This is a genomic window from Nocardia pseudovaccinii (assembly GCF_050942345.1).
Classification (GTDB): domain Bacteria; phylum Actinomycetota; class Actinomycetes; order Mycobacteriales; family Mycobacteriaceae; genus Nocardia; species Nocardia pseudovaccinii.
Window position 1 is genome coordinate 6,697,111 of record NZ_CP192074.1, and the last position, 22,572, is coordinate 6,719,682.

At 65.3% G+C, this 22,572-nt stretch carries 20 protein-coding genes; 10 read left to right on the plus strand and 10 right to left on the minus strand.

The window, feature by feature from the left end:
- Positions 1–64 precede the first annotated feature (64 nt).
- The 8 genes from ACQPZ2_RS30120 (at position 65) to ACQPZ2_RS30155 (ending at position 6,179) form a co-directional block, all read left to right on the plus strand.
- A complete protein-coding gene (locus tag ACQPZ2_RS30120) occupies positions 65–298 on the plus strand; it encodes a hypothetical protein (RefSeq protein ID WP_433521547.1) in 234 nt (77 codons plus the stop codon).
- Positions 295–552, plus strand: coding sequence for a hypothetical protein (locus tag ACQPZ2_RS30125; RefSeq protein ID WP_433521548.1), 258 nt, complete (start codon positions 295–297; stop codon positions 550–552). Before ACQPZ2_RS30120 ends, ACQPZ2_RS30125 begins: the two co-directional genes overlap by 4 nt.
- Positions 542–1,042: a hypothetical protein gene (locus ACQPZ2_RS30130; protein WP_433521549.1), complete on the plus strand. Its 501-nt coding sequence runs from the start codon at positions 542–544 to the stop codon at positions 1,040–1,042. Before ACQPZ2_RS30125 ends, ACQPZ2_RS30130 begins: the two co-directional genes overlap by 11 nt.
- A gap of 253 nt (positions 1,043–1,295) precedes the next feature.
- Entirely contained in the window at positions 1,296–1,739 is a 444-nt protein-coding gene (locus ACQPZ2_RS30135; protein WP_433521550.1) for a hypothetical protein, read from the plus strand.
- The gene (locus tag ACQPZ2_RS30140) at positions 1,736–2,008 is read left to right on the plus strand and encodes a hypothetical protein (protein WP_433521551.1); all 273 of its coding nucleotides are present in this window, start codon (positions 1,736–1,738) and stop codon (positions 2,006–2,008) included. Before ACQPZ2_RS30135 ends, ACQPZ2_RS30140 begins: the two co-directional genes overlap by 4 nt.
- A gap of 522 nt (positions 2,009–2,530) precedes the next feature.
- Complete coding sequence (locus ACQPZ2_RS30145) at positions 2,531–3,733, plus strand: DUF4192 domain-containing protein (RefSeq protein WP_433521552.1); 1,203 nt, start codon at positions 2,531–2,533, stop codon at positions 3,731–3,733.
- Positions 3,734–4,137: 404 nt separating this feature from the next.
- Entirely contained in the window at positions 4,138–4,626 is a 489-nt protein-coding gene (locus tag ACQPZ2_RS30150) for a single-stranded DNA-binding protein (protein ID WP_433521553.1), read from the plus strand.
- Positions 4,627–4,973: 347 nt separating this feature from the next.
- Complete coding sequence (locus ACQPZ2_RS30155; protein WP_433521554.1) at positions 4,974–6,179, plus strand: hypothetical protein; 1,206 nt, start codon at positions 4,974–4,976, stop codon at positions 6,177–6,179.
- A 594-nt stretch (positions 6,180–6,773) separates the two neighbouring features.
- On the opposite strand, the gene ACQPZ2_RS30160 is transcribed toward ACQPZ2_RS30155, so the two are convergent.
- The 4 genes from ACQPZ2_RS30160 to ACQPZ2_RS30175 all read right to left on the minus strand — a co-directional run bounded on the left by ACQPZ2_RS30160 (position 6,774) and on the right by ACQPZ2_RS30175 (position 11,792).
- On the minus strand, positions 6,774–7,568 hold the full coding sequence (locus ACQPZ2_RS30160; RefSeq protein ID WP_433521555.1) for a hypothetical protein: 795 nt from the start codon (positions 7,566–7,568) through the stop codon (positions 6,774–6,776).
- 329 nt (positions 7,569–7,897) lie between these two features.
- The gene (locus ACQPZ2_RS30165; RefSeq protein ID WP_433521556.1) at positions 7,898–9,007 is read right to left on the minus strand and encodes a TniB family NTP-binding protein; all 1,110 of its coding nucleotides are present in this window, start codon (positions 9,005–9,007) and stop codon (positions 7,898–7,900) included.
- Positions 9,004–11,040 carry an integrase gene (locus ACQPZ2_RS30170; protein ID WP_433521557.1) on the minus strand — a complete coding sequence of 679 codons (2,037 nt, stop codon included), beginning with the start codon at positions 11,038–11,040 and terminating at the stop codon, positions 9,004–9,006. Before ACQPZ2_RS30170 ends, ACQPZ2_RS30165 begins: the two co-directional genes overlap by 4 nt.
- The gene (locus ACQPZ2_RS30175; protein WP_433521558.1) at positions 11,040–11,792 is read right to left on the minus strand and encodes a TnsA-like heteromeric transposase endonuclease subunit; all 753 of its coding nucleotides are present in this window, start codon (positions 11,790–11,792) and stop codon (positions 11,040–11,042) included. Before ACQPZ2_RS30175 ends, ACQPZ2_RS30170 begins: the two co-directional genes overlap by 1 nt.
- Positions 11,793–12,394: 602 nt before the next feature.
- On the opposite strand from ACQPZ2_RS30175, the gene mobF reads away from it, so the two are divergent.
- Positions 12,395–17,077, plus strand: coding sequence for a MobF family relaxase (gene mobF / locus ACQPZ2_RS30180; protein ID WP_433521559.1), 4,683 nt, complete (start codon positions 12,395–12,397; stop codon positions 17,075–17,077).
- 435 nt (positions 17,078–17,512) lie between these two features.
- Here the strand turns inward: mobF and ACQPZ2_RS30185 are convergent, their stop codons facing one another.
- Together ACQPZ2_RS30185 and ACQPZ2_RS30190 are read right to left on the minus strand one after the other, a co-directional pair.
- The gene (locus ACQPZ2_RS30185; RefSeq protein WP_433521560.1) at positions 17,513–18,364 is read right to left on the minus strand and encodes a phosphotransferase enzyme family protein; all 852 of its coding nucleotides are present in this window, start codon (positions 18,362–18,364) and stop codon (positions 17,513–17,515) included.
- A gap of 26 nt (positions 18,365–18,390) precedes the next feature.
- The gene (locus ACQPZ2_RS30190) at positions 18,391–18,981 is read right to left on the minus strand and encodes a hypothetical protein (protein WP_433521561.1); all 591 of its coding nucleotides are present in this window, start codon (positions 18,979–18,981) and stop codon (positions 18,391–18,393) included.
- Positions 18,982–19,427: 446 nt separating this feature from the next.
- Between ACQPZ2_RS30190 and ACQPZ2_RS30195 the strand changes: the two genes are divergently transcribed.
- The gene (locus ACQPZ2_RS30195) at positions 19,428–20,495 is read left to right on the plus strand and encodes a dTDP-glucose 4,6-dehydratase (RefSeq protein WP_433521562.1); all 1,068 of its coding nucleotides are present in this window, start codon (positions 19,428–19,430) and stop codon (positions 20,493–20,495) included.
- 434 nt (positions 20,496–20,929) lie between these two features.
- Here the strand turns inward: ACQPZ2_RS30195 and ACQPZ2_RS30200 are convergent, their stop codons facing one another.
- From ACQPZ2_RS30200 to ACQPZ2_RS30215, 4 genes are all read right to left on the minus strand, one after another.
- Complete coding sequence (locus ACQPZ2_RS30200) at positions 20,930–21,370, minus strand: hypothetical protein (protein ID WP_433521563.1); 441 nt, start codon at positions 21,368–21,370, stop codon at positions 20,930–20,932.
- Positions 21,367–21,540, minus strand: a complete 174-nt coding sequence (locus ACQPZ2_RS30205; protein WP_433521564.1) for a hypothetical protein — start codon at positions 21,538–21,540, stop codon at positions 21,367–21,369. Before ACQPZ2_RS30205 ends, ACQPZ2_RS30200 begins: the two co-directional genes overlap by 4 nt.
- Before the next feature lie 82 nt (positions 21,541–21,622).
- Entirely contained in the window at positions 21,623–21,895 is a 273-nt protein-coding gene (locus ACQPZ2_RS30210) for a hypothetical protein (protein WP_433521565.1), read from the minus strand.
- Between the two features lie 15 nt (positions 21,896–21,910).
- The gene (locus ACQPZ2_RS30215; protein WP_433521566.1) at positions 21,911–22,567 is read right to left on the minus strand and encodes a hypothetical protein; all 657 of its coding nucleotides are present in this window, start codon (positions 22,565–22,567) and stop codon (positions 21,911–21,913) included.
- Positions 22,568–22,572 lie beyond the last annotated feature (5 nt).

Here is a 22,572-nt window from a genome sequence, read left to right on the forward strand (position 1 = left end):
AGGCGAATTCCTGGCCGGGTGCTCAAGGGCATCGACAGCGGGTTCACCGACGCCGCCAACCTCGATGACCTCCACCGTGCACGCGAACTCGTGCGCGGTCGTCTGTCTCGCCCTCGACACCGCCGGGCCCCGCACCGTCGATGCCGCGCCTGATCCGGTTGTCGAGGTCATCGGTATCGAACTGCACCGCCACCCCGACGATTCCGGGGTCCTGCCGCCTTTGGCGTTCATCGAGTCCGTGACCGCGGCTGGCCCGACCGAATCGACCAAACCCCATGGAGAGGAACTGAATTCGTGAACCGCGCTGCGCCCTCGACTCGAGACGAGATCGTCGCCGAGTTATCGTCTGTCCTACCCGCCTACAGAGACGCGACCCGTCGGCTGGTCGAGTTGGCGATGGGGATCGCCCAAGCCCTCGGCTATGACCCCCACGCGCCCCTACCCGGCCTGCTCACCGAACACTGCGACCTCGACGCCCGGGTGCGGGAATTACACCGCGCGCTCACCACATCACCGGGGCCCCAATATCTCGGCGGCACCGATGGGCACTGACCTGCACCCCTACACGGTGCGGCTGCGTGCCGATCCGCACTACGCGCCCCATCTAGCCGACGACGCCGGCACCGTCGACAGTGCCCTGGTCGCTGGGTATCACGCCGCGTTCGCCGTGCCTCCGCGCCCCGCTACCGCCGTCGGCTTGTTCGGTGGGCTCGACCTCACAGGTACCGGGCCGCCGGCGGTGATGGCGCTGGTGCGGGTGGAACACGCCAGCCAGGTTGTCACCGTCAACGATGACCGCACCAGCCGAACTTTATGGGAGACCAGCACTTTCGGACGCCGCCGAACCGGGTTGAGCTGGTATCTCGCCCCGACCGAACTCGGCCCCGGTGGGCGACGGGTGATCGCCGAGGGTCATTGGGCCGCCAGCGGCCGTCAAGCCGTGCTCCCGCGCTCGGTGACCGCGCTCGTTCCCGGCGCACCCATCGTGATCGATGTCCACGACCACGACCCGCGCATCGGCCGCCGCTGGATGTCGGCGTGATCAGCAGCGGGGCAGACCTGCTGGCTTGGATCGAAACCAACCTTCCTGACTTGGATGAGGACCGGTTCGGTCCTTGGCGAGCCGAGCCATCGGCCACCGCCGGCGCGCGCACGGCCCACATACATTTGCGCATCCACAGCCGCGGAACCCCCGACCGCATCACCACCATCACCCTGTCCGCAGCCCCCGATCCGCCTCATGCCCGTCGCGCACCGAGCGATCGCAGTGCACCACAACCAGATTCGAGGTGACCATGACCGATTCCCCGACTTCGCGCCGCACCCGCACCTCAACGCAGCCCGCGGTGCCGATGCGGTTGATGCACGCGCCGACCTCACATGGGCTCGTGGTTCCGTTCATCACCTTGGCGCACCGCGATCGCAGCCAACCGATCTGGGGAGCCCTCGATCCCGTCCGTCGACTACACGCCTTCACCCGCAAACTCTGTCAAGTCTGCGGCGACCCCTTGCAGATCTACGGCGAGCCGTTCGGGGATCGGGTCGTGCTGTATCTGCGGCCCAGCGACTACCTGCGGGGAATCGCAGTAGAGCCGGGCGCTCATCCCGAATGCGGGCACTATTCCCAGCGCGCGTGCCCCATGTTGCACGGGCGCAGCAGCCGCTACAACCCGTCCTTCCTGGCGACCGCCTCACCCGCTGTGCGGACCCCGACTGCGGCTGCGCCCGCTGGGCCGTGACCGAAGAGCAACCCACGACACCGTCGCGGGAAGGTCAGCCCGCCGAAGCCTGGTACCAGGCATGGCTGGCGCTATCGGATTACACCATCGTCTCCGACCCCGGCAACGACAGCGTCGCACCCGCGCTCGGTGTCGACGTCCGCAACGCCCGGTTGTTGAAACTGCGCAAGATCCGCGATGCCACACCCACCGGTGATCGGTCGATGGATCTACTCGCCGCGCTCATCACCGCACGCGAACTCTTCAGCGACGCAAACCATGTGTCGTGACCACACCGAAGCTGGGGCACATGCCGTTCGCGGCGGTGTCAGAGCCGACAGCACCGAAACCACTGTGCCGGTGAACAACCAGCCACTGTCGTGCTGCTGCATGGGTTGACCCGTCACCGGTGACCGCCCGCCCATCGCAGCAGCGGTGCGCAGCGCTTCGGGGTCTTGGGTGTACTGGCTCGGCGGTGTCACCAGGCCGGAAGCCTCGTGGTCGATCCGGATCCCCTTGGCCGACAGCGGATGCCGCCGCGAACGAGGTCGTTCCCCGCTGCCAGGAAATGATCCACGCCCGCCTCGGCACGGTGGATGACCGTGCCGTCGTGTCCGAGAACGGCGATCGGATCGCCTCCGCCCGATGAGCGTCCAGTCCTCGCGCGGCAGCGGGCGGCCTTATCTCCTTCAGCCCTGTCCTCGGCGACGCCGTCACGGCCGCAACCGCGTCGTCCGCCGGTCATTCGCATATCCATCCGTGACCACCAGCGTCCGTGCGCCACCCACTACGAAAGGTAGGGACGAAATCCCATGTCCGACAACACCGATGACAATGCCCAGTCCCAGCCGATCGATGCAGGGATCTCCGAGCCGGGTGAGCAGGCGGCCGAGCAGGCTTTCTCAGCGGGTGCGTTGCATGTGGACGATCCCGGCGAATTGATCGTGGCAGTGCCCGCCATGGTCGGGTTCGTGCCCGAACGCTCGCTCCTGGTCGCGATGCTGCGGAATGCGCCCGGCCCCAACGGTGCTCCGGTCATCGACGCGGTGGCGCGGTTCGACCTGTACCTCGACAGCGACGGCGACGAGCGCCTCGGGTCGGCGGCCGCCTACGCCGAGGCCGTCGCCCGCATCTGCGCCACCGACGGCTCGGGCGAGGTACTGGCGGTGATCGTCGATGACCGGGCACTGCCACCACGCCCGGACCCTGACCAGCACCAGGCGCGTGCGAGCACCCACGCCGGGTTGATCAAGGCGTTCGCGCGGCGGCTCGCAGACCAGCAGGTGCTACTGGCCGGGGCATGGGCAGTGCGAACAATCCAAGCGAACGAACCATGGTGGAGCCTGCTCGACACCGACCATGTTGGGTGGTTGCCGGATCCGGCGGCATCGTTGGTCACCGCGACACATGTGTTCCACGGGCGAGCGATCCGAGCCACACGCTCGCAGCTGACCGACCTGCTCACCCCAGACACCGAACTGACCACGCGGGTCGCCGCCTACCTCGAGCAGTCGGTGGCGGCGGCCCACGACCGGTACACCGCGGCCGTCCGCTCTGGCGATCCCGACGCCTATCACCGACAAACACTCGAACGGGTGCTGTGCCAGATCTCCGACATCGACTCCGGCACGAACCCCACCGTCCGCGAATTCGCTGACCTGGCGGTGGCACTGCGGGATCGGGTGGTGCGCGATGCTTTGTTCGGGCTCGCCGTCGGTGAGCACGCCGACGCCGCCGAACGCCTGTGGCTGGCGCTGTCGCGCGCGGTATCGGGCACCGACCGCGCCGATGCCGCAACACTTCTCGTGTTCAGCGCCTACATCCGCGGCGACGGTGTCCTCGCCGGGATCGCCGTACAGGCCGCCCACGAGGCCGACCCGAACCATTCCATGGCTCTCCTGCTGGCTACCTGCCTGACCACCGGGATGCGACCCGAGACCGTGCGCCGCCTGGCTCACTGCGGTCACGACATCGCCGCCGACCTCGGCATCGACCTCGGACCGAGCACACACTGACCTCAGCACGCCCTCAATCGGTTGCCAGGGGCCGACCTCGGACAGGCACTGTCTGCCCCGCGCCCGTTTCGATGCTCACCCATCGAAATTATCGGTGCTCCACGATCGAGATCCGAACATGTTGCCGCGGCCGCTGATAGCTCTGCTCACATCGCCTTTCACACACGGCGTACTCGCCGGATTGCTATCCCGACGCCTGGCTGCCGTACCCGCGCTGAGGTCCACGCCGTTCCGGTGGTTCACAACTTCCGACGGGTCGTTCACGCGGGGTTGAAACAGCGAACTGGCTTCGACAGCCCCAACTGACCCCATGCCTTCGAGAAGCCCGTGGGCGTTCCTCAAATCCCCTGCTGTCCGGAGCATCTGGGAGCAGCACTGTCCACTACTATCCTGGGAGGATCATCATGTCCGCAGACACGGTCATTACCGTCATCGGAAATCTCACTGCCGCACCAGAGCTGAGGTACACGCCTGCGGGAGTCGCGGTCGTGAACTTCACGGTCGCCTCGACCCCACGCTACCTCGACCGCACCACCAACGAGTGGACCGACGGCGACCCACTGTTCATGCCCTGCAGCATCTGGCGCGAGGCCGCCGAAAACATCGCCGAGTCATCGCTGCCCCGCGGCGCACGAGTGATCGTGTCCGGACGACTCAAGCAACGCACCTACCAAACCCGCGAAGGCGACAAACGCACCGTCATTGAGCTCGACGCCGACGAGGTCGCCGCATCCTTGCGCTTCGCCACCGCCGCCGTGACCAAGACCAGCCGGCGCACTACCACGCGACCCGCCACGAGTTCCCGTGCGAGCTCAGATGATCCGTGGACGTCGGCGGCCGCGCGTGAACCGGCTTACGCCGGTACCGGGTCCGGTGAGGAGCCCGGCTTCTGACTCGATGACTTCCGCTCACCTCTCGTAGGGAGGCGAGCAGGAGTCATCGGGTGGGCGGGGATGCCCGTCCGGACGTTCGTCCAGCCCAGACCAGGGCTACCAGAACGGTGTTCGACACGGCAGGGCCCGCGCCCGGCACCACCGAATTTCCCTCACCCCGCGCACGCACGCCGCGGTCCCGTCGCGAAATTCGGTGGTGCACGCCCCGGCGCGTTCCCCACCACGCCGACCACCGCCCCGGTCGAAAACGCCCTCGAGCTGGCCGCCCGGCCAGCCAACCATCCCTGTGGAATGTCACGTTCCCACGGGGGCTTGGTCTATCTCCGCTCGACGAAAGGGAAAACCTGATGGCCGACACCGTATCCCCGTCGTTCCTCGACGCGATCGCCCACATCAACTGGCAACTCGAGGCGGGGCTGCACGACGAGGCGCGAGAGGCTTTCGAGCACGCGCTCACCACCCTGGCCACCACCGAGGACCTCCACCGGCTCGTCCGTCTCGCCGACACCTTCACCCACGCCCCCTACCTGAGTGCGCGAGCGCAACTGCGTTCGGTGTGGCGGCGCGCCGACCCCGACCTGCGGGCGTGGCTGGATCTGTTCGTCACCCGCACCGACCCCGGCCTGTACCGGCACACCGACAGCCTGCCCGGCTGGATCACGACGGTGCCCCTCACCGCCATCGAGTCGAACCTCCGGCGGGTGCTCGCCACCGATGACACCCCCGTGCTCAATCGCGAACCCGCCACCGGCACCGAGATCGCGGCCAAACGCGCGAGGCGGCAGCCCGAGCACATCGAGGCGATCACCACCAAACGTCGTCCCGTGCACGAGGACCGGGGCGTCACCGACTACATCCGCACCCGCTTCCTTCTCGACACCGACCGCCCCTACGAACCCTCACTGTGGGATCGGCACTACGTGCGTCAGGTCGGCGAGCAGGTCCGCGTCGAGCGCGATCGCGCCGGTGCGCGCACCCGCGAGGACTTCGACGCCGACGCGATCGCCCGCACCCGAACCGGTCTCGACATCCGCGACGACGACCGACCAGCCTTCCTCACCAACGGCAACGGCCTCGACTACGACCACACCACCCTGCCGCCCCTGCAAGGTTGGGTGTGTGTCCACTGCTTCGGTGAACGCGCCTGCAGCGACCACTTCCGCACCGACACCACCGGCCAACGTCTCAGCGACGACGGACTCTGCCAACACTGCCGCGACCACAACCGCACCAAAATCGCTGCCCTCCCGCCGGGTTTCACCCTCGCCGACGAGGTCGCCGCCTACTGCCAGCACCTCACCGACCACTACCCCGCCGCCGCACCCGCACTGCTGCTCGACTTGCAGCAACGCTCCACCCGGGTCGTGGCCGGTCTGGTCATGGCCTATCGCGACCGAGCCGCACAACCATCGCGATCGAGCACACCGATCACGACCTTGACTGCGGTGCAGTTGCGGACCGGGCGGTGCTGCTCTTGCCACACACATTGTCGCGACATCGACATCGACGACCTGTGCGGCGAGTGCCGCGACCTCTACCGCACCGCCGCCTGACCCCAACTCGTCTCCCCACCGACCCACCCACAACGGGTCTCACAACACGGTCCGCCGCAGTGTCGCGCTCCTGCGGCGGACCGGACACCACCCACCCACAACTCCCTCACTCCGTATCCGGATTGGAGGTACACGCCGTGACCGGGCACTGGCTCGACTTCCTCCGGCCACTACGCCTCGATCTGGGTCCTGTGCTGGTTCGCCATCTTCGCGTACTGGGCGCGCCCCATCACCGAATCTCGCTACCGCTGCCGGTGTTCCACCACCACCGCCACCCAGCCCGGCACGAGGTAGACCAGAACCGCTCGCGCACAGCGGCTCCCCGCCGCCCCAACCATCGGCTTCCGTCGATACCCCGGTCCGTCGCGGTGCCCACTCCGGCGACGGACCGGCCACCACCAACCTCACCGAATCACCAACCCCGCCCACACACTCACGCCCACAACTACACTCACCTCCACGCGCACAGCCACCACGCAACCCACGCACCACCACCACCCCTGCTCCACTGTCCTTTCCGGAATTAGTTGGCGAGTGGCGTGTTCGCATGCTGGAGTTCGCCAGCGGTGGTGGATTGTTCCGGCCCAGGGTTGTTCAGTTGTAGTTGGCGACTTGCGGTGCTTTGAACCGTTTTTCGGTCCGTTGGCTCATCCAGATCGCGCCGCGGAATTCCTGCATCGCTGGTGACCATTCGCGAACGATGACTGGGTGGATGGTCCGGTGGTGCAGGATCACGTTGCCGCACTGACGCCGCTGGGCGAAGAAGAGCGCGGAGCGCCAGTGCCGTTCTGAGCTGAGCTGGTTGCCCCGCCGTAGTTGGCTGGGTTTGCGGTTTCCTGGTGCGCTGGCGAAGTCGCTGAGCGGTGTCGCTGGCGTTCGCCAGCAATCGGATTCGATCCAGTGCGCGATCGGATCTTGCTCACCTCGGGGCTCGTATTCGACGTCGTTGAGGCGTCGGCGGACTTCGTCGACGAAGCGTTGCAGATCCCGTTCCTGCCCGGCTGCCAAACGCCGCCAGCTCGGCGAAGCGATCACTGGCGCGAGCGCGAGCGCTTCAGGGTAGATGGCAGCGAAAAGCTTTGACGCGCTGAATGCCTCGACCGCGTTGTCGGGAGGAATGAAGGCGTGGCTGCGCAGGTTCCAGATCTGCTGTTGCAGTTCCAGGCCGGGCGTGGGTTCGATGCTGTCCCAGCGGTGCGCGCCGATCATCATCGCGGTCAGCACCGCGTCGTAGGTGACAGCCCAGCCGTAGCGGCGCATCAGCCGCAGATGTCGGCGTTGGGCGGAGACGATCTCGGGAAACTGCTCGACCGAGAGAGTGGGAGAGCCGGTGTCGGGTGGGCCGATCCAGTATCGGTGCTGGATGCAGACGTAGCGGTGATGCGGCAAAATCCGCAATACCGGACCGCCGCGGTGGCGGGCGTCGCAGCGCGGGCAACCGAGCTGCGGAACGTGGCGGAACATGCGCCATTCCGGCGCGGGGTCGCGGAGTTCGAGCAGTGCCCCAGCCAGGTGGGGCGCGGGCAGACCGGTCAGTGCGGCCACCATCTGAGCGTCGACGGTTCGGCGGGCCGGAGTCGGCCAGGGCCTTGTGACTTGCCTCCAAAGATCGTCCCCATCAACACTGTTGAGCGTGGCCAGCCGCGCGAGGTATGAGGCGATGATCTCGTGCCTGGCCGGTGGTACTGATATCGGCAGACGCCGAGGCAGCATGCCCATCAGATGGCGGACGGTTCGCCGACAGCGCGTGGTGGCGCCTGGGTGGCGGTGACCGAGCGCTGCGCGGCGTAGTCGACCGGCACCAAATCCAGCAGCTCCGCAGTGATCTTCTCGCTGCCGTCCTCGATCGCGAGAATGGCTGCGCCGCGGATAAGTTGGGACAGGCTGCCGATCATGCCGCCGCTGCGGCGGTAGAGCTGCTCAGCCATCACGGGCAACGTCCCCGGAACGTGCTCACGAAGTCGCAGCATGTTTTCCAATGCGGCGACCAGGGCGCGCCAAGTACCGCGCTGTTCGTTGGTGCCATAGGCGAATGGGATCGCCGGGACGACGCTGAACCGGCCCGCGAGCTGGCGGCCGCGAGCACCCGCGAACAGTCCTTGGGCTTCGACTTCGACCCCGGCATAGACGAACGTCGCAGGCAGTCGCTCGGCGAAGTACTTGAGTTGATCGGACACTTCCGCGCCGGAGCGAGTGGCCAGGGAGATGTTGTGAATCTCGTCGACCAGAACCAGATCGACGTGGGTGTGGGCAGCGACCGAGCAGACCGCGTCGGTGACGTCGGTCAGGTTCGCCCTCGCCGGGAATTCCAGACCAAGGAAACGAGCGAACTCGACGGCGAGCATGCGCGGAGTCGCCGCGGGTGGAACCGTCACATAGATGACCGGCAGCCGATTGCCGTCATCAGGATGACGGCGACGGGCGGCGAGTTCGTGGGCGCGACCGAGTTGGGTGAGCGCGGTCGTCTTCCCGGTGCCCGACATGCCACTGATCACGATGCCGCGCCGAGCCGAGATCTGACGCCGGTTGAGCTGGGCCAGCAGACGACCGGTCGAGATGACCTTCTGGATCGTCGGTGTATTCACCAGCGGAAGATCCGCGTGGTAGTCGCGTAGCCGGTCCTCGTGGGCGGCGCGCTGATCCGCCGCGAGCCCCAACAGCGCTTCGGCACTCAGCACTGCGGGTGCCTCGGGCTTGTGCCGGACGAATGCGCTCCAGCCTTCCTTGGTCGTCAGCGGGCGGTCCGGTGGAACGTCAACCCCGGCATTGGGTTTCGGTGTGGTGTAGGCGGACTTGCGGGGCCGTCCCGGTTTCCGGGTCTGAGTCATCGCCACTTCTCCGCTTCTGCTTCAGCATCGAAGATCCCGAACGGGATCACCGTCGCCTCAACCTGTTCAGCCGCCCCCTGCCCAGCGCTGGGGTCGGGTTCGACCTTCGGTGGGCGGTGAGTGATCGCCGCTGCCCGTCCGCGTGCCACCGCGCGGCGCGCTGCCCGATCCACCGCGGCAGCCGGTCCCTGCTCGCTGCGAGTCAGCAACTCCTCCAACGCCCGAGCGATCGCGGTCTCGTCGGTGTCGTCGCCGCCCTTCTCAGCAGCGCGACGTCGCGCTTCACGCCAAGTGAAATCAGCGAACGGTCCGGTCACCATCGGCTTGTGTGTCCATTCGGCAGTGACCCATCCGGTCGGCGTGCGAACGAACACCTGCGACACGTCGTAGGGGTCGTAGTGCACCTCCCAGAGCCCCTTCTTCGCGGTGACACCCGACGGCTCGCGACGAAACGGTTCCAGCCCCCTCGCGTCGTAAGTGCGGTAGTCGATGCGGATGCCGTAGTCGTTGATCGCCCGCCAGGTGATCGGCAACAACTCCAGATAGTCGGTGCCGGTCAAGGTGATCGGCAGATACCCCGCCGCTGCGACCATCGCCGCATATGCCTCATTCGGTGACAGCGCCCGACGCGGGAAGTCCGGATCGCGCAGACCCTCGTGTGGGCGGGTCTGCCAGCCGCTGATCAGCCATTCATCGAGCAGGTCTTGTAGTTGCGGAATCGTCCAGGCCGCATCGGCTTCCACTCGATCGCCGCGGCGGGAGGGGTTCGAACCGGTGTAGGCGGGCAGATGCTGACACCACAAGGTATTGATCGCGGCGAATGTCGCTTCGACGATGCCCTTGTCGGTCGGGGTGCGTTTGCGGGCGTGCTGCACCGATATGCCCAATCGCTCGCAGGCGCGGGTGAAGGTCTCCGACAAGAACACTCGTCCGCCGTCGATGACGATCGTGTCCGGGATGATCACCGGTTTCGCCGCCGCCAATTCCATGCGGGCATCGATCCCGACCAGCCGTTCGTGCGGCAGCCGTGACACCGACATCGCCAGCGCACCAGCCCAACCCGGACGCATCGGCTCCGGCACCACCATCCGAGCCAACAGCAGCGCCGCGTCGACTGCCTTGGTGCCGACCGGACGCAGCACGGCCGCGCAGATCGTGCGGGTCGCGACATCGACCGCGATGGTCAGGTCCGCTCGCGCGATCACTCCGTCGTCCAACGCGACCATCACGTCCAACGGCGTCGAATCGACCTGCACCTGTTCCCCGGGCCGCGCCGCCAACGTAGGCGTGAACGGCCGAGCGGGTCGGTTCGCGGTTTGACGGCGCGTGATCGCGGACCCGAAGCTGTGCCGCCCCGTCGACAACGAATCGATCAGTTTGTAGAAGGTGGTCTTCCCTGGCAACGCAACCACTCCCGGACCGTAGGTGTCCTCGAGCGCTTTGCTCACCCGCCGGATCAGCCGCGATCGCGTGCCGGTCGAAACACCAGTCTGCGCATCCAATTCGGCGCGGATCGCGGCGACCACTCTCTCATCGACCCGGCCGGTGGTTTCGGATTCCCGCAATGCCCGCTGGTCGACCAGCCCCCACAAACCGTGCTCGACGTAGCGTGCCCGCATCCGCTGCAACGTCCGGACCCCGACCGGTCTGCCCGCACCACTCAACTCAGCAGCCTTCGCGCGGTCGCGTTCGGCCTGGGTCCGCGTCGCCGGATCGTATTCCAGACGCGGCGACGCTCCCGGCGCGACTCCAGTCGTGATCTCCAGAATGTGACGTTCCCATTCCTTCGCCTCAGCCAGCACCCCCGCAGGCAAACCGTCCAGCAATCCGAACGGGCTCATCTGCGGTGCCGCTCCGCCCTCGACAACCCCGAAGTCAGCTGCACTCATCAAATGTGTTGCCAGCACAACCATCTGGTCACCGCCCGAAGACCGCAACCGCACCGATGTCCCCGCGATCGCGACGACCTGATGCTCACCGCCATCGAAGTGCACCCAGTCACCCGGGCGGAGCACCAGCTGCCACTGCCCCATCAGGACCCGACCCGAACTATCGTCGCTGCCCGCAACGGCGCAGACAGATCCGCAGTCAACTCATGACGCCAGAGCAAGTGAAACAGCACCGGCAACACCGCGATCGGATCACCCACGGCCTCCGCGCCTTCCATCAACCCGACCGGCTCACAGAACACCACGCCCAGCCGATCAGCGACATCGCCGAGCCGGTAGCGCCGATGCCGATAGCCCGACAGCCACCGCAAGTTCGCGACCAGCACCGGATCCAGCGTGCCCACCAACCGGTACTCCCAGCCGATCAACTCACACGCTTGCCGAGTCATCTCGAACGCCGCCAAATCCCGCGGCTTGCGCCGATTCTCCGGACGGCAGTCCATCACCACCGCCGAGCCATCCACACGACGCGCGAAGTAATCCGGCGCGTGCGAACGATATCGGCCCCCACCCTCGACAGGCCAGAACAACCAGAACGGCTGCGAGGCAATCGCGACAACCTCTGGATCGAAGTCCAGCCCCATCACGTGGTCACGCTCCAGCCACGACTCGAACCCGACATGCCGTTCATCGGTAGCTGACCACCACCGCCCCGACAGATGCCGCTGCCCTCGATACGCCGCGAACCTACGCACCGGCGACACCGATTCCAACCGCAACGACCACGCATCAGACAACGGCAGCCGGACCTGATCACCAGTCGAGGTCACATACGCCAGCTCGAACCCTCCCAGGTCGGCCACCGCGCCACCCAGCGACCTCAGCACTGTCGTCACGGCCGCCGATTCTGCGACACACCAACATCATTCGGGCCCGGATTCGACAACAACGTCCGAACCCCGCCACCACCAACATCATCCAGGCTGCTCGCGCGCACCATCGACCCGAAGCCGACCGCGACCCAGCGGGGTACGGCATGCTGCACCCGTCACCCCATGAGAGACTCACCCCCACCTCCCACTCGCCACCTATCCCCGAACTTCGCCACCCACTCGCCAACTACATCTAAACTTCGCCAACTACCCCCGAACGCGACATCCACCTCACTTCCACCCTCACAACCCCATCTCCCCTCATTTCCACAAGCACACCTCTTGCATCTGAGGCGTCACCGGCGTTTATAGACGGAAATGCGACAACCTGACGGTCTCCCAGGTGGACGATCCGGAGTGGTTTCGGCGACGCGCTTGCGCCGACTCAGGGATAGTTGATACGACAAGCTTCATCGCTAGGGGCGGGGCGGCAGAGCCCGATCGCGCTGTCTCGCTGGCCTCCACCGTTGCGATTCGGTAACGACCAGGGGTTTTGCTTGATTTGACGAAAAAATAGTCAAATCCAACCCCTGGCGTAAATGGCCTGTCGGGTGCTTGATGGATATATGACCGCGACGATTCATAAAGTCGCGGCAGGCAATGGGTATCAATATTATCTGCGCAATGTCGCCGCGAATGATGTCTCGGCCCGTGGCCGTTCCAGCCTCGCCGACTATTACTCCGCTCACGGGGAAACTCCGGGCCGCTGGCACGGCACGGGCCTGGCCACGCTAGGCCTCCAACCGGGCGACGAAGTCACCGAGGAACAGATGAAATCCCTGTTCGGACTGGGGCGTCATCCGAACGCAGAGGTGATCGAAGCCCGCGTCTACGACGCAGAGATCGGCAAGGGAGCCACGCATAAAGACGCCGCGCGGGCTGCCGATCAAGCGTCGCGTTTAGGTAATCCGTTTCGGGTTTATGCGGAGGTTTCCGAATTCCGTAAACGGTGCGCAGACGCTTTCACACGACACAATATCAAGCACGGATTCAACCCTCACGACGCCATTAGCGATGACGAACGGGCACACATTCGGACCCGTGTCGCATTCGATATGTTCTGCGAGCAGTACGATCGCGCGCCACTGAACGAGCGGGAATTGTCGGGGTGGGTGGCGAGAAACTCGCGCCCGAACACCGTCGCGGTCGCCGGTTTCGACATCACTTTCTCCCCGGTGAAATCGGTGTCGACGTTGTGGGCGCTCGCGCCACGGACGGTCGCGGAGAAGGTCGAGCTCGCGCACCAGCGTGCGGTGCGCGACGCCCTCGGCTGGCTCGAAGAGCATGCGGTGTTCACGCGGTTGGGTCGCAATGGCGTGCGCCAGGTCGATGTGGAGGGCATCGTGGCCGCGTGTTTCACGCACCGCGACAGCCGCGCCGGGGACCCGGACCTGCACACCCACGTGCTCATCGCCAACCGAGTCCGCACCCACGACGGCAAATGGCGCACCCTCGACGGGACCGCGATCTACCGCGCGGTGGTCACCGTCTCCGAGATCTACAACACCCGCCTGGAACACCACCTCGAAGACCTGGTGGGTGTCGAGTTCGCCGAACGCCCCACCACCGATCCGTCCAAGCGCCCGATCCGCGAAATCGTCGGCATCCCCACCCCGTTGATCCACGCATGGTCACGACGCGAAGCCGCGATCAAAGAACGCGTCGGAGACCTCGCCGCACGGTTCCAACACCGGTTCGACCGCGAACCGACCCCCACCGAAATGTATGCCCTCGCCCAGCAAGCCACCCTGGAAACCCGACCGCCCAAACACCAATTGCGGTCACTCGCCGAGCAACGCAGCACCTGGCGATCCCAAGCGATCGACCTGCTCGGCGGCCGCGAAGCACTATCGTCGATGCTCGTCGCCGTCTTGAATCCGGCGCGGCAGAAGCGTGTCGCAGTGACGACAGCGTGGATCAACCGGACCGCGCAGCGGGTCATCGAGGTGGTTTCCGAGCACCGCTCCACCTGGCAAGCCACCAACCTGCGAGCCGAAATCGAACGCCAACTCCGCGGCCACATACGCAGCCGGGACTGGCAACAGGCCGCCGAAGCAGTCCTGGCCGAAACGCTCTCCCTCGAGCATGTGATCGCGCGCGGTGACCCCGATCTGACCGACGAACCCGAATTACACACGGTGCCAGACCTGTTGCGTCGCCGCGACGGCACCAGCGTCTACACCACCTCCGGCGCGCAGGTCTACGCCTCGGCACGGATGCTGTCGGTCGAACAACAACTGATCGACCTGTCGCTGCAGCCCGGCGCACGACAACTCCCACCGGATCTCGTGACCGCGGCCGTGGACCGCTACAACACCCGCAATCCCGAACGCCCGCTGAATGCCGGGCAGATCAGCGTGATCAAGGGCTTCGCCACCTCGCATTTGCGGGTGCGCACCACCAACGCGCCAGCGGGAACGGGCAAGACCACCGCGATGGCCGTGCTCACCGACGCCTGGCACACCAGCGGCCGCCGAGTCCTCGGGTTGGCACCGACCGCGTCCGCGGCCGCCGAATTGGGCACAGCGATCGGCGCACGAGTCGAAACCGTCGACAAGGTCCTCGACGTCCTGGACCGCCACACACCTCGCCGCAACAACCCCGCCCTCGACCGCGAACAGCCACCGTCACTACCGCAATGGATCCTCGACATCGACCCCGACACCCTGGTGATCGTCGACGAGCACGTCAAAATCGGCAACCTCAAACGCCTACGCCTACTGCGATTCCTGCACGACCGCGGCGCCACCATCCGCTGCATCGGCGACCCACATCAACTCGCTTCAATCGAAGCCGGCGGCGCCGACACCGATATGGACGCCGCCTCACCCGAAGCCACCATGACTCTGACCCATGTCGTACGGTTCGCGTCCAACGCCGAAGCCACGGCCAGTTTGCAACTACGCGAGGGAGATCCAGCAGCGCTGGGCTGGTATCTGGACAACGACCGCATCCACGCCGGGCACGAAGGCGCCACCCACGATGACGCCTACACCGCCTGGATCACCGACCAGCGTGCGAGCCGCGACACCATCATGTTGGCCGCCACACACGACATCGTCACCGAGCTGAATGCCCGCGCTCGCGCCGACCGCATCACCCGCGACGGCGGAGCGATCGGTGCGGAATGTGTTCTCGCCGACGGCCTCCGCGCATCAGTTGGGGACACGATCCGCACCCGCCGCAACAACCGACGACTACGACTTGGCGACAATGATTGGGTCCGCAACGGCTACGCCTGGACCGTCACCGCCGTGCACGCGGATGGAAGTGTGACCGCCGCACATCTGCGTTCGGACAACAAACTCGGTCACAACGTGTGGCTTCCCGCCGACTATGTCGCCACGCATGTGCGTCTCGGGTACGCGACAACGATCGATTCCGCGCAAGGAATCACCGCCGACACCTGTCATGTCGCGCTCACCGGAGGCGAGTCACGCCAACAGCTTTACGTCGCACTCACCCGCGGAATCCACGCCAACCACGTCTATGTACCGACCGCGTTGGACGGCAGTGAGGGCTCGTTTTGGAGTGAACCGGCGGTGTTTCCGCGCACCGCTGTCGAGCTATTGCTGCGCATTTTCGGGCGCGACGGCGCACAAAAATCGGCGCACACCATGCTGCGCGACGCACTCGATCCGCACCAGCGGATCGGTCACGCGCTCGATATCTACCTCGACGCGATCGGTGTCGCCGCCGAAAACGCCCTCGGCCCTGACGGACTCGAACGCCTCGACACCGCCGCCGAAGCGCTGCATCCCAGCCTCACCGACAGCCCCGCCTACCCGGTGTTACGTCAGCATTTGGCGATGATCGCGCTGTCCGGGCGTGACCCGATCACCGCCTTACGCACCGCCGCGAACGCCCGCGAACTCGACACCGCCGATGATGTTGCCGCCGTATTGGACTGGCGCCTGGATCCCTCGGGGGCGCACTCCACCACCGACGCACCCCTGCCATGGGCATCGGGGATCCCCCGCGGGCTACGCACCGAACTCGACTCCACCCAACTCGCTGCCCGCGCGCGCATCGTCACCGACCTCGCCACACAAATCCGTGATGACGTCCAGGCCTGGACACCGGCATCGGCACCGCACTGGGCAAGACCGTTCATCAACTCCGACCCTCACCTACTCGCTGATCTGGCCGTGTGGCGGGCCTCCCTGTACATCGACGACCGTGATCCGCGCCCGACCGGACCCGCCCGTTACACCGTGGGCGAACGCGAACACCAAGAGCTGCTCGACGCACGCATCATCGACGCTCTTGGTGACCTGCACTTGCCCGCAAACAAGTGGGCGCCGCTGATCACACGACTCGAACCGCGCATTCTCACCGACCCGTGGTGGCCGATCCTCGCCGACAAAATCGACGTCGCCAACCGATCCGGAATCGATATCGAAGCCCGATTGACCCACGCCGCCGCACAACGGGCATTGCCCGACGACATGCCCGCCGCCGCCCTGTGGTCACGACTCGAACTCGAACTCATCGCCGCCGAGGACACCGGCACCGACAACCTCACACCCGACTGGACCACCGAACTACACCAGATCATCGGCGCCGACACCGCGAACCGCGTCATCAACGACCCCGCCTGGCCGCGCCTGGTCGCGGCCATCGACCGCGCCGCCGGCACCGACTGGACACCGCACGAACTCCTCACCACCGCATACGAACTCATCCTCGCTGCGCAACCCGACCCCACCGCGAACCTTCGTCCAGACCAGTACGCCAGTGCCTTGGCCTGGCGCATCGACGCGCTCCTGCACGAATCCACCTATCACTCCCCGGAGCCCGCCATGCACCCAGCCGAGCATCACCCCGAACCCGAACCACACAACCACTCGCACAGCGACAGCACCGCGCAACCGACGCCACCCTCCGATATTCCCCTCGATGTGGCCGACCCGGTGCAGATGCTCACCGACGACCAACTCACCCAAGCCATCACCGACATCAGCCAGCGCATCGATCTCGCCGAGACCGAAGCCATCATCTACGGACCCGCACCAGGCACCGCATCCGCGGACACGACAGCAGTCGACACCACCACCTGGCTGCAGGACGAACTCACCGACCTCAACGCCGAACACCAACGCCGCGCCCAACTCACACCCGAACAAGCCAACGCCGAAGGCACCTTCCGCGACCGCCACCAGAATGACAACGCCGCCGAAGATTTCCCGGAATACGAGTTCGACCCGGTCATCGATCCGACGTTCGGCTACGACGATCTCGGCCTGTAGAACGCTTCACCGACGACATCGAATTCCGTTCGGCTATCGGCGAATTCCAGCAGCCACCCGTCGGTCAGCAGCGCGGTCCTCGGCACCAGCAGCGTTCGTATTCGCCATTCGGCGAATAACGCGGGAGCTGGCCAGTTCTCCGGTAGATGCGCCTCGGCCTCAACTCCGGCCTCACATCATGGGAGTGCTGGCGCAACAGAGCGTAGCGACCCTGACAACCGGATCAACACAACTCAGTTCACCGTGCTGACGGTGCCCGGTTAACCAGACCTCGCCTCAGCGCCGCGCCGGTGACCTACCTGTGGGCTTGGACCGCATCCGCACGGACCGGTACCTGGAAGAAACTCCTGGCCCGGTGCCCCGATCCACTGCACTGTCAAGCCGTGTTCGGCGTCAGCAGAGACCGCTATCCGGGACGTCGATGCTGCCACCGGCTCAGAGTGCCTTCCATACCCACGGTTTCGGTATTTGTCCACGCACGCAAGCAATTCGGTGCTTCGCTTGTTGCGCCGCACCCTCACTCGCTGCTGCTCGCTCTAACGCGAACCCCACCCAACGTAGCTCTTGGATATCGGCGAAGAGTCTGAAGTCCGACCAATCTGTGATGTCGTGGCCGCCGTAAGCGTTCACGAGCGACAGGTAGTCAGCGCCGAGAATCCGCGCGAAGTCGGTGTAGTCGACGGCGAGTTGAATGAGATCCCATTCCGGCCGGCCAACCGACACCTTGTCCAAATCCAGGACTATGGGAGTGCCCGATGGCGGCACGACCACGTTGCCTTGCCAGGCATCACCATGAATCACCGCGAGCCGTAGCGGATCCTGCAGCTTGTCATATTGCTGGCGTAGTTCATCGTATCGCGTCACTAGCCACCTTCGGTCATCGTCGTCCACCGTGCCCGCCTTCGCCAATCGTTCACGAAGGTCACCGAACGGGTCGTAACTCGGCAGCTCAAAATCGGCCGGTGGTGTCAACGAATGCAGTGCTCGCAGCATTGCTCCCAGTTCGGCAGGGGTGGCGGGCCGATGATCCGGGATGAGACGCCACCAGGTGACGGGTCGGTCGTCGACAACGATCGGTTGAGGCAGTTCCGATACCGTCTCCACGGTCGGGATACCAGAACTGTTGAGCCACTGCGACACTCGTAACTCCCGCTCAGCATCCCCCAAGCTGCCCGGTCTCCCGATCCGCGCCACAACGTCACCGACGCGGTAAATCGCGTGGGATCCCTCGCGGATCACTTCCGGCTCATCCCAGGCAAGACCAGCTCGTCGGGCAGCCTTCGCCATTATTGCCTCCGATGGCGATGTGGCGTTCATAGCGCTGCTTTCGCCGCAGATTGGCGGGTAATGACCTCGCACAGTTCCACGACGTCGCTCATTTGCCGGTGACGAGACGAAGCAGCGGCCAATCGCTGCAGTTCCTTCTGGATGCGATGGGAATCGAATGGGATCGCCTGCGTGGCTGCGCGGGTTCCGAGGGCGACTGCTTCTTTCGGGTCGCCGAGCTGCATGGTCAGGGTAGCCAGTCCGGTGAGCGAGAACGTCTGGGAACGGGGGAATTCCGCAGCTTGAAGTTCGACGGCTTGTCGAAGCCTATAGGCTGCCAACTCGATTCGGTGGCGGATCCGCGCGATCGGGATCAGGCCCTTGCCGGTGCTGCCGAGGTGCTCGGCCTCGTCGTAGAAGCACAGCCAAGGGGCATCGGTTGCGGGGCTGCGCTGGACAAAGTACTCATCGGCACGTGCCACTTCGGAAAGTGCTTCGTCAGGTCGTTCCATAGAGGCCAAATATTGGGCGCGCAAGGCGCTGAGCATGGCACGGGTTGTGGCAGACAGCCGGTCGGATCGCACCTGGGCCAGCCCGATGAGCGACAATCCGCCATCAGGATTGCCGACATACGCCATCTTCGGGAGGCGGTTCGGAGAAACCGACCGGCAGCAATACGGGCACCGCCCGAAACGACACGAGGGTCGAACTCCTGCCATTACGATTTCCCCTGTATTAGTGCCTATCCAAGATCTGCGCTCAGTATGAAGGTTAGGCCCGCGGCCCGAGTGAAGGAGGTACCGTCAGCCCTGGCGCGGCAGGCGGTCGAAAGTTCGACTTCCTCACCTGCGAACAACACAACTACGTCCGGCCGAAGATGCCGGAAACCATTGCGAGGCCCTGAACTTCGCCCCGCAGACGTCAGCATCTGCTGCCTCCAGCCGAAACCTCTGGAGACCATTGCGGCTCCAAGAATCTGGACACGAATGGTGTGCCATCGTGCCAGCCGCCGGTCGGCGCACCCCGATAGCGCAGCCCTGGTGCCGAGCATCCTTGTAGGTGATCTCGGCTAGCATCGGTCGCCATGGCCGTCTACCTCGTGACCGGCGCCGCGGGTTTCATCGGCGCGAACTACGTGCACCGTCTGGTCGAGTGGGAGCCGGACGCCGAGGTGGTGGCGGTGGACTACATCGGTTTCGCTGGCCATCTGGCAAACCTGGACCCGGTGATAGACCGCGTCGCGTTCGAGAAGGCCGACATCGCCGATCTCGAGGTCATGGAGGCGCTTTACCACCGGTACCGGCCGGACTTCGTGGTGAATTTCGCTGCGGAGTCCCACAACGATCGGGCGATTTTGGGTCCGTCGGCGTTCATGCGGTCGAATGCGCTCGGCGCGCAGGTGATGGCCGAATGCAGCCGTCTGGTGCCGGTTCGCTCGCACGTGCATGTGTCGACGATCGAGGTGTACGGCGAATTGGCGGCCGGGGATCAGTGGTTTACAGAGCGATCCGCGCTCAATGCCAAGACGCCGTACTCGGCAGCCAAGGCTGCCGGGGATCAGATGGTTCGCGCCTATATGCAGACCTATCCGGACCTCAACATCCGGATGACGCACTGCGCCAACAACTACGGGCCGTACCAGCTTCCAGAAAAGCTGATCCCGCTGGCAGTGACAAACCTGCTTCGGGGACGGAAGGTGCCAGTCTACGGCGACGGCCTGCAGAGCCGTGATTGGCTGCACGTGACCGATCATTGCACGGCGGTACACCGCGTGCTGCACGCGGAGTTGGAACCGATTCCAACTGCAGCGGCCACCGACCCCGGCCTGCTGCCGATCTTCGATATCTCCGCCCGCTGCGAGGTCACCAACCTCGACATCGCGCGCATGGTAGTGACCGAACTCGGTCTCGATCCGGCTGAGCGGATCGAGCACATCCCGGACCGGCCGAATCACGATCGCCGGTATCTGATCAACCCGGAAAAGATCGATTCCCAGCTGGGCTGGCAGCCGGTACATGACTTCACCGCGGGTATCGCCAACACGGTCGCCTGGTTCGTCGACAATCGGTCCTGGTGGGAGCAGGTGATCGCGGACAAGGGCGAACTAGGCTTCGACTGGAGCCAAGTCGGCCCCGCTACCTCGACCCGTTAAGCACGCGCGGGCAAGACGGTTTACCCCGTCGGATCACGTCATATCCTTCGGGGACAGTTGAACCAATCGCGCACCTCGACCTTGATGTCACCAGGATCGAGGGTGCGCTGCGATCGGGTCAGCCGCTTGTACGCGCTGGTCTCGACCGTGTGTTGACCGATGGCAGCCAGTGCCCACCCGGTCTGTTCCTCAGCCAAGCCGTGACCAGTGAGCCAGTCGAGTATCCGCAGGACCTGCCCATGCTGGCGGTCGGAGGCGGTAGCCAACTCGCTAGCGGGCCGCGCGGTCCGGGTGAGCGCGCGCAGGGCAGCCAGTCACGGCAGGGTCAAGCTCAGCTTTGTGGATTCGGCCAGCTTTTTCGTTTCGGACAATCAAGCTCCCTTTCCCAAAGTTTGTCGAAAGAGTGAAGGTCGAAAGTTGTGGTGGGGCCGCGTTCACCGCGGATCGCGAGAGTGATCGGCGATATCGTCGGGCCAGCGGTATCCGCGAGGCCAGATGTGATGGTCGGCAGCGGTGATCAGTGAGCAGACCCGGGTGATGTGTCGGTCCACATGCGCCAGAGCGGGCGTCACAACCGCAGCGGCACCGGCTTGGGCCACCGCCTCACCGATGTCGGACCAGGACATCGACCCGCCGACCGTGTACCCGATGACCTCGACGAGCGTGACACCGTACTTGTCGGCGGCACCGCGGAGCATCTCCTCGGTCCACACGTCATCGAGGTCCAGGCAGACCACACCGACGGCACCGGTAGGCAAATTCTTGAGGCCATCGATGACCCGCCGTATCAGATCGGCCGATTGCAGATCGACCGGGCGCTCATTGCCGCCATACAACATGCCCGGAATGCGTTGCGATAGAGGGTGATTCGTCATTGTTCTCCCCGCAGCCAGGCATCGGCCTGGGCCTTGGCTTGCTCGACATCGTTTCCAGCCGACGCCTCCCGGATCATCCGGCCCTCGTGGGTGTAGATCCCCAGCTGCACGTGCGCGCGGTCGTGGCCCGGATGTTCGCGACGACATCGGTGGGTTGTTTGGACAGCCACCAGCGGTGTCCGTCGCCTTCGAGCCGCCATCCGCCGCTCGCGTGCGGTGGCTGGATCGGACCCGATCCAGCCGAGTTGCCGGTCACTGTCCGCCCCTGGTGGTCCGGCCGTAGGCGTGGAGGGTCATCTGCGACCAGAAATCGTGGCGAACCGCGTTCCACAGCTCGGTCAACTTCGGCCAGCGTTCCCGTGCCTCCACCAGATCCGGGTAAGGCCCGTCGAGCGACACCACCGGCAAGTCCCCGGCAGTGTCATAGATGCCATGGATCTCGATGTTGTGCTTGTCGAGTGTCCAACTCGCTCCCAGCCCATCACATTCGGTGACGTGCTGGTGCGGAATGTCCTCGTCGGTCACGGCCGCCCCCCTTGGCTACTGGTGCTCTCGGCCGCGCATGGTGTCCACGAGTTCGTCCAGGGCGTCGAGCATCGCTCGCGCTTGCTCACCCACCACTTCCGCTTCCCCGATCGGCTCGATCGCGATACCGCGTGCGATGGCCCGCTCCAGTGGAGTCATGGTCTGCGGCTGGAGCTTTCCGGCCTTCACGAGGCGCTGTACGGCACTCTGTTTCCGTGGGCATTCCGATGCGCGACATGCGGTGTGCTGTTGGAAGATCCGGTGCGCCTCGTCCGGATCCATCTCGTGTTCGGGGAGCCCGTGCGCAACCTGATCGACCAGAGGAGGACTCACACGTGACCACGTCTGCTCGGGACAGACGGTCTCGAGGTCAAACCGCTCGCACACTCGCGCCGGACTGTGGCCGACAACTTCCAGGTCGTAGACAATGATCGCCGCCGCATGAATGCCGATGGCGATGTTCAGCGCATAGCCGACCGGGTCGGCGTGCCCTTCGGGGGGACGCACCGTGTATACGTAGTGGTAGCCGAGTTTTTCGGCGTGGCGTTGGATCGCAATCCGGCGACGCGGCGAATCCATCGAGGACGCATCGAACCCGATCGCCTTCGGCGGCGTCTGCGGTTGGTTATCGACGGTGGCCGAGTGGCCCTGCTGATGTGCTGTAATTGTCATGTCGG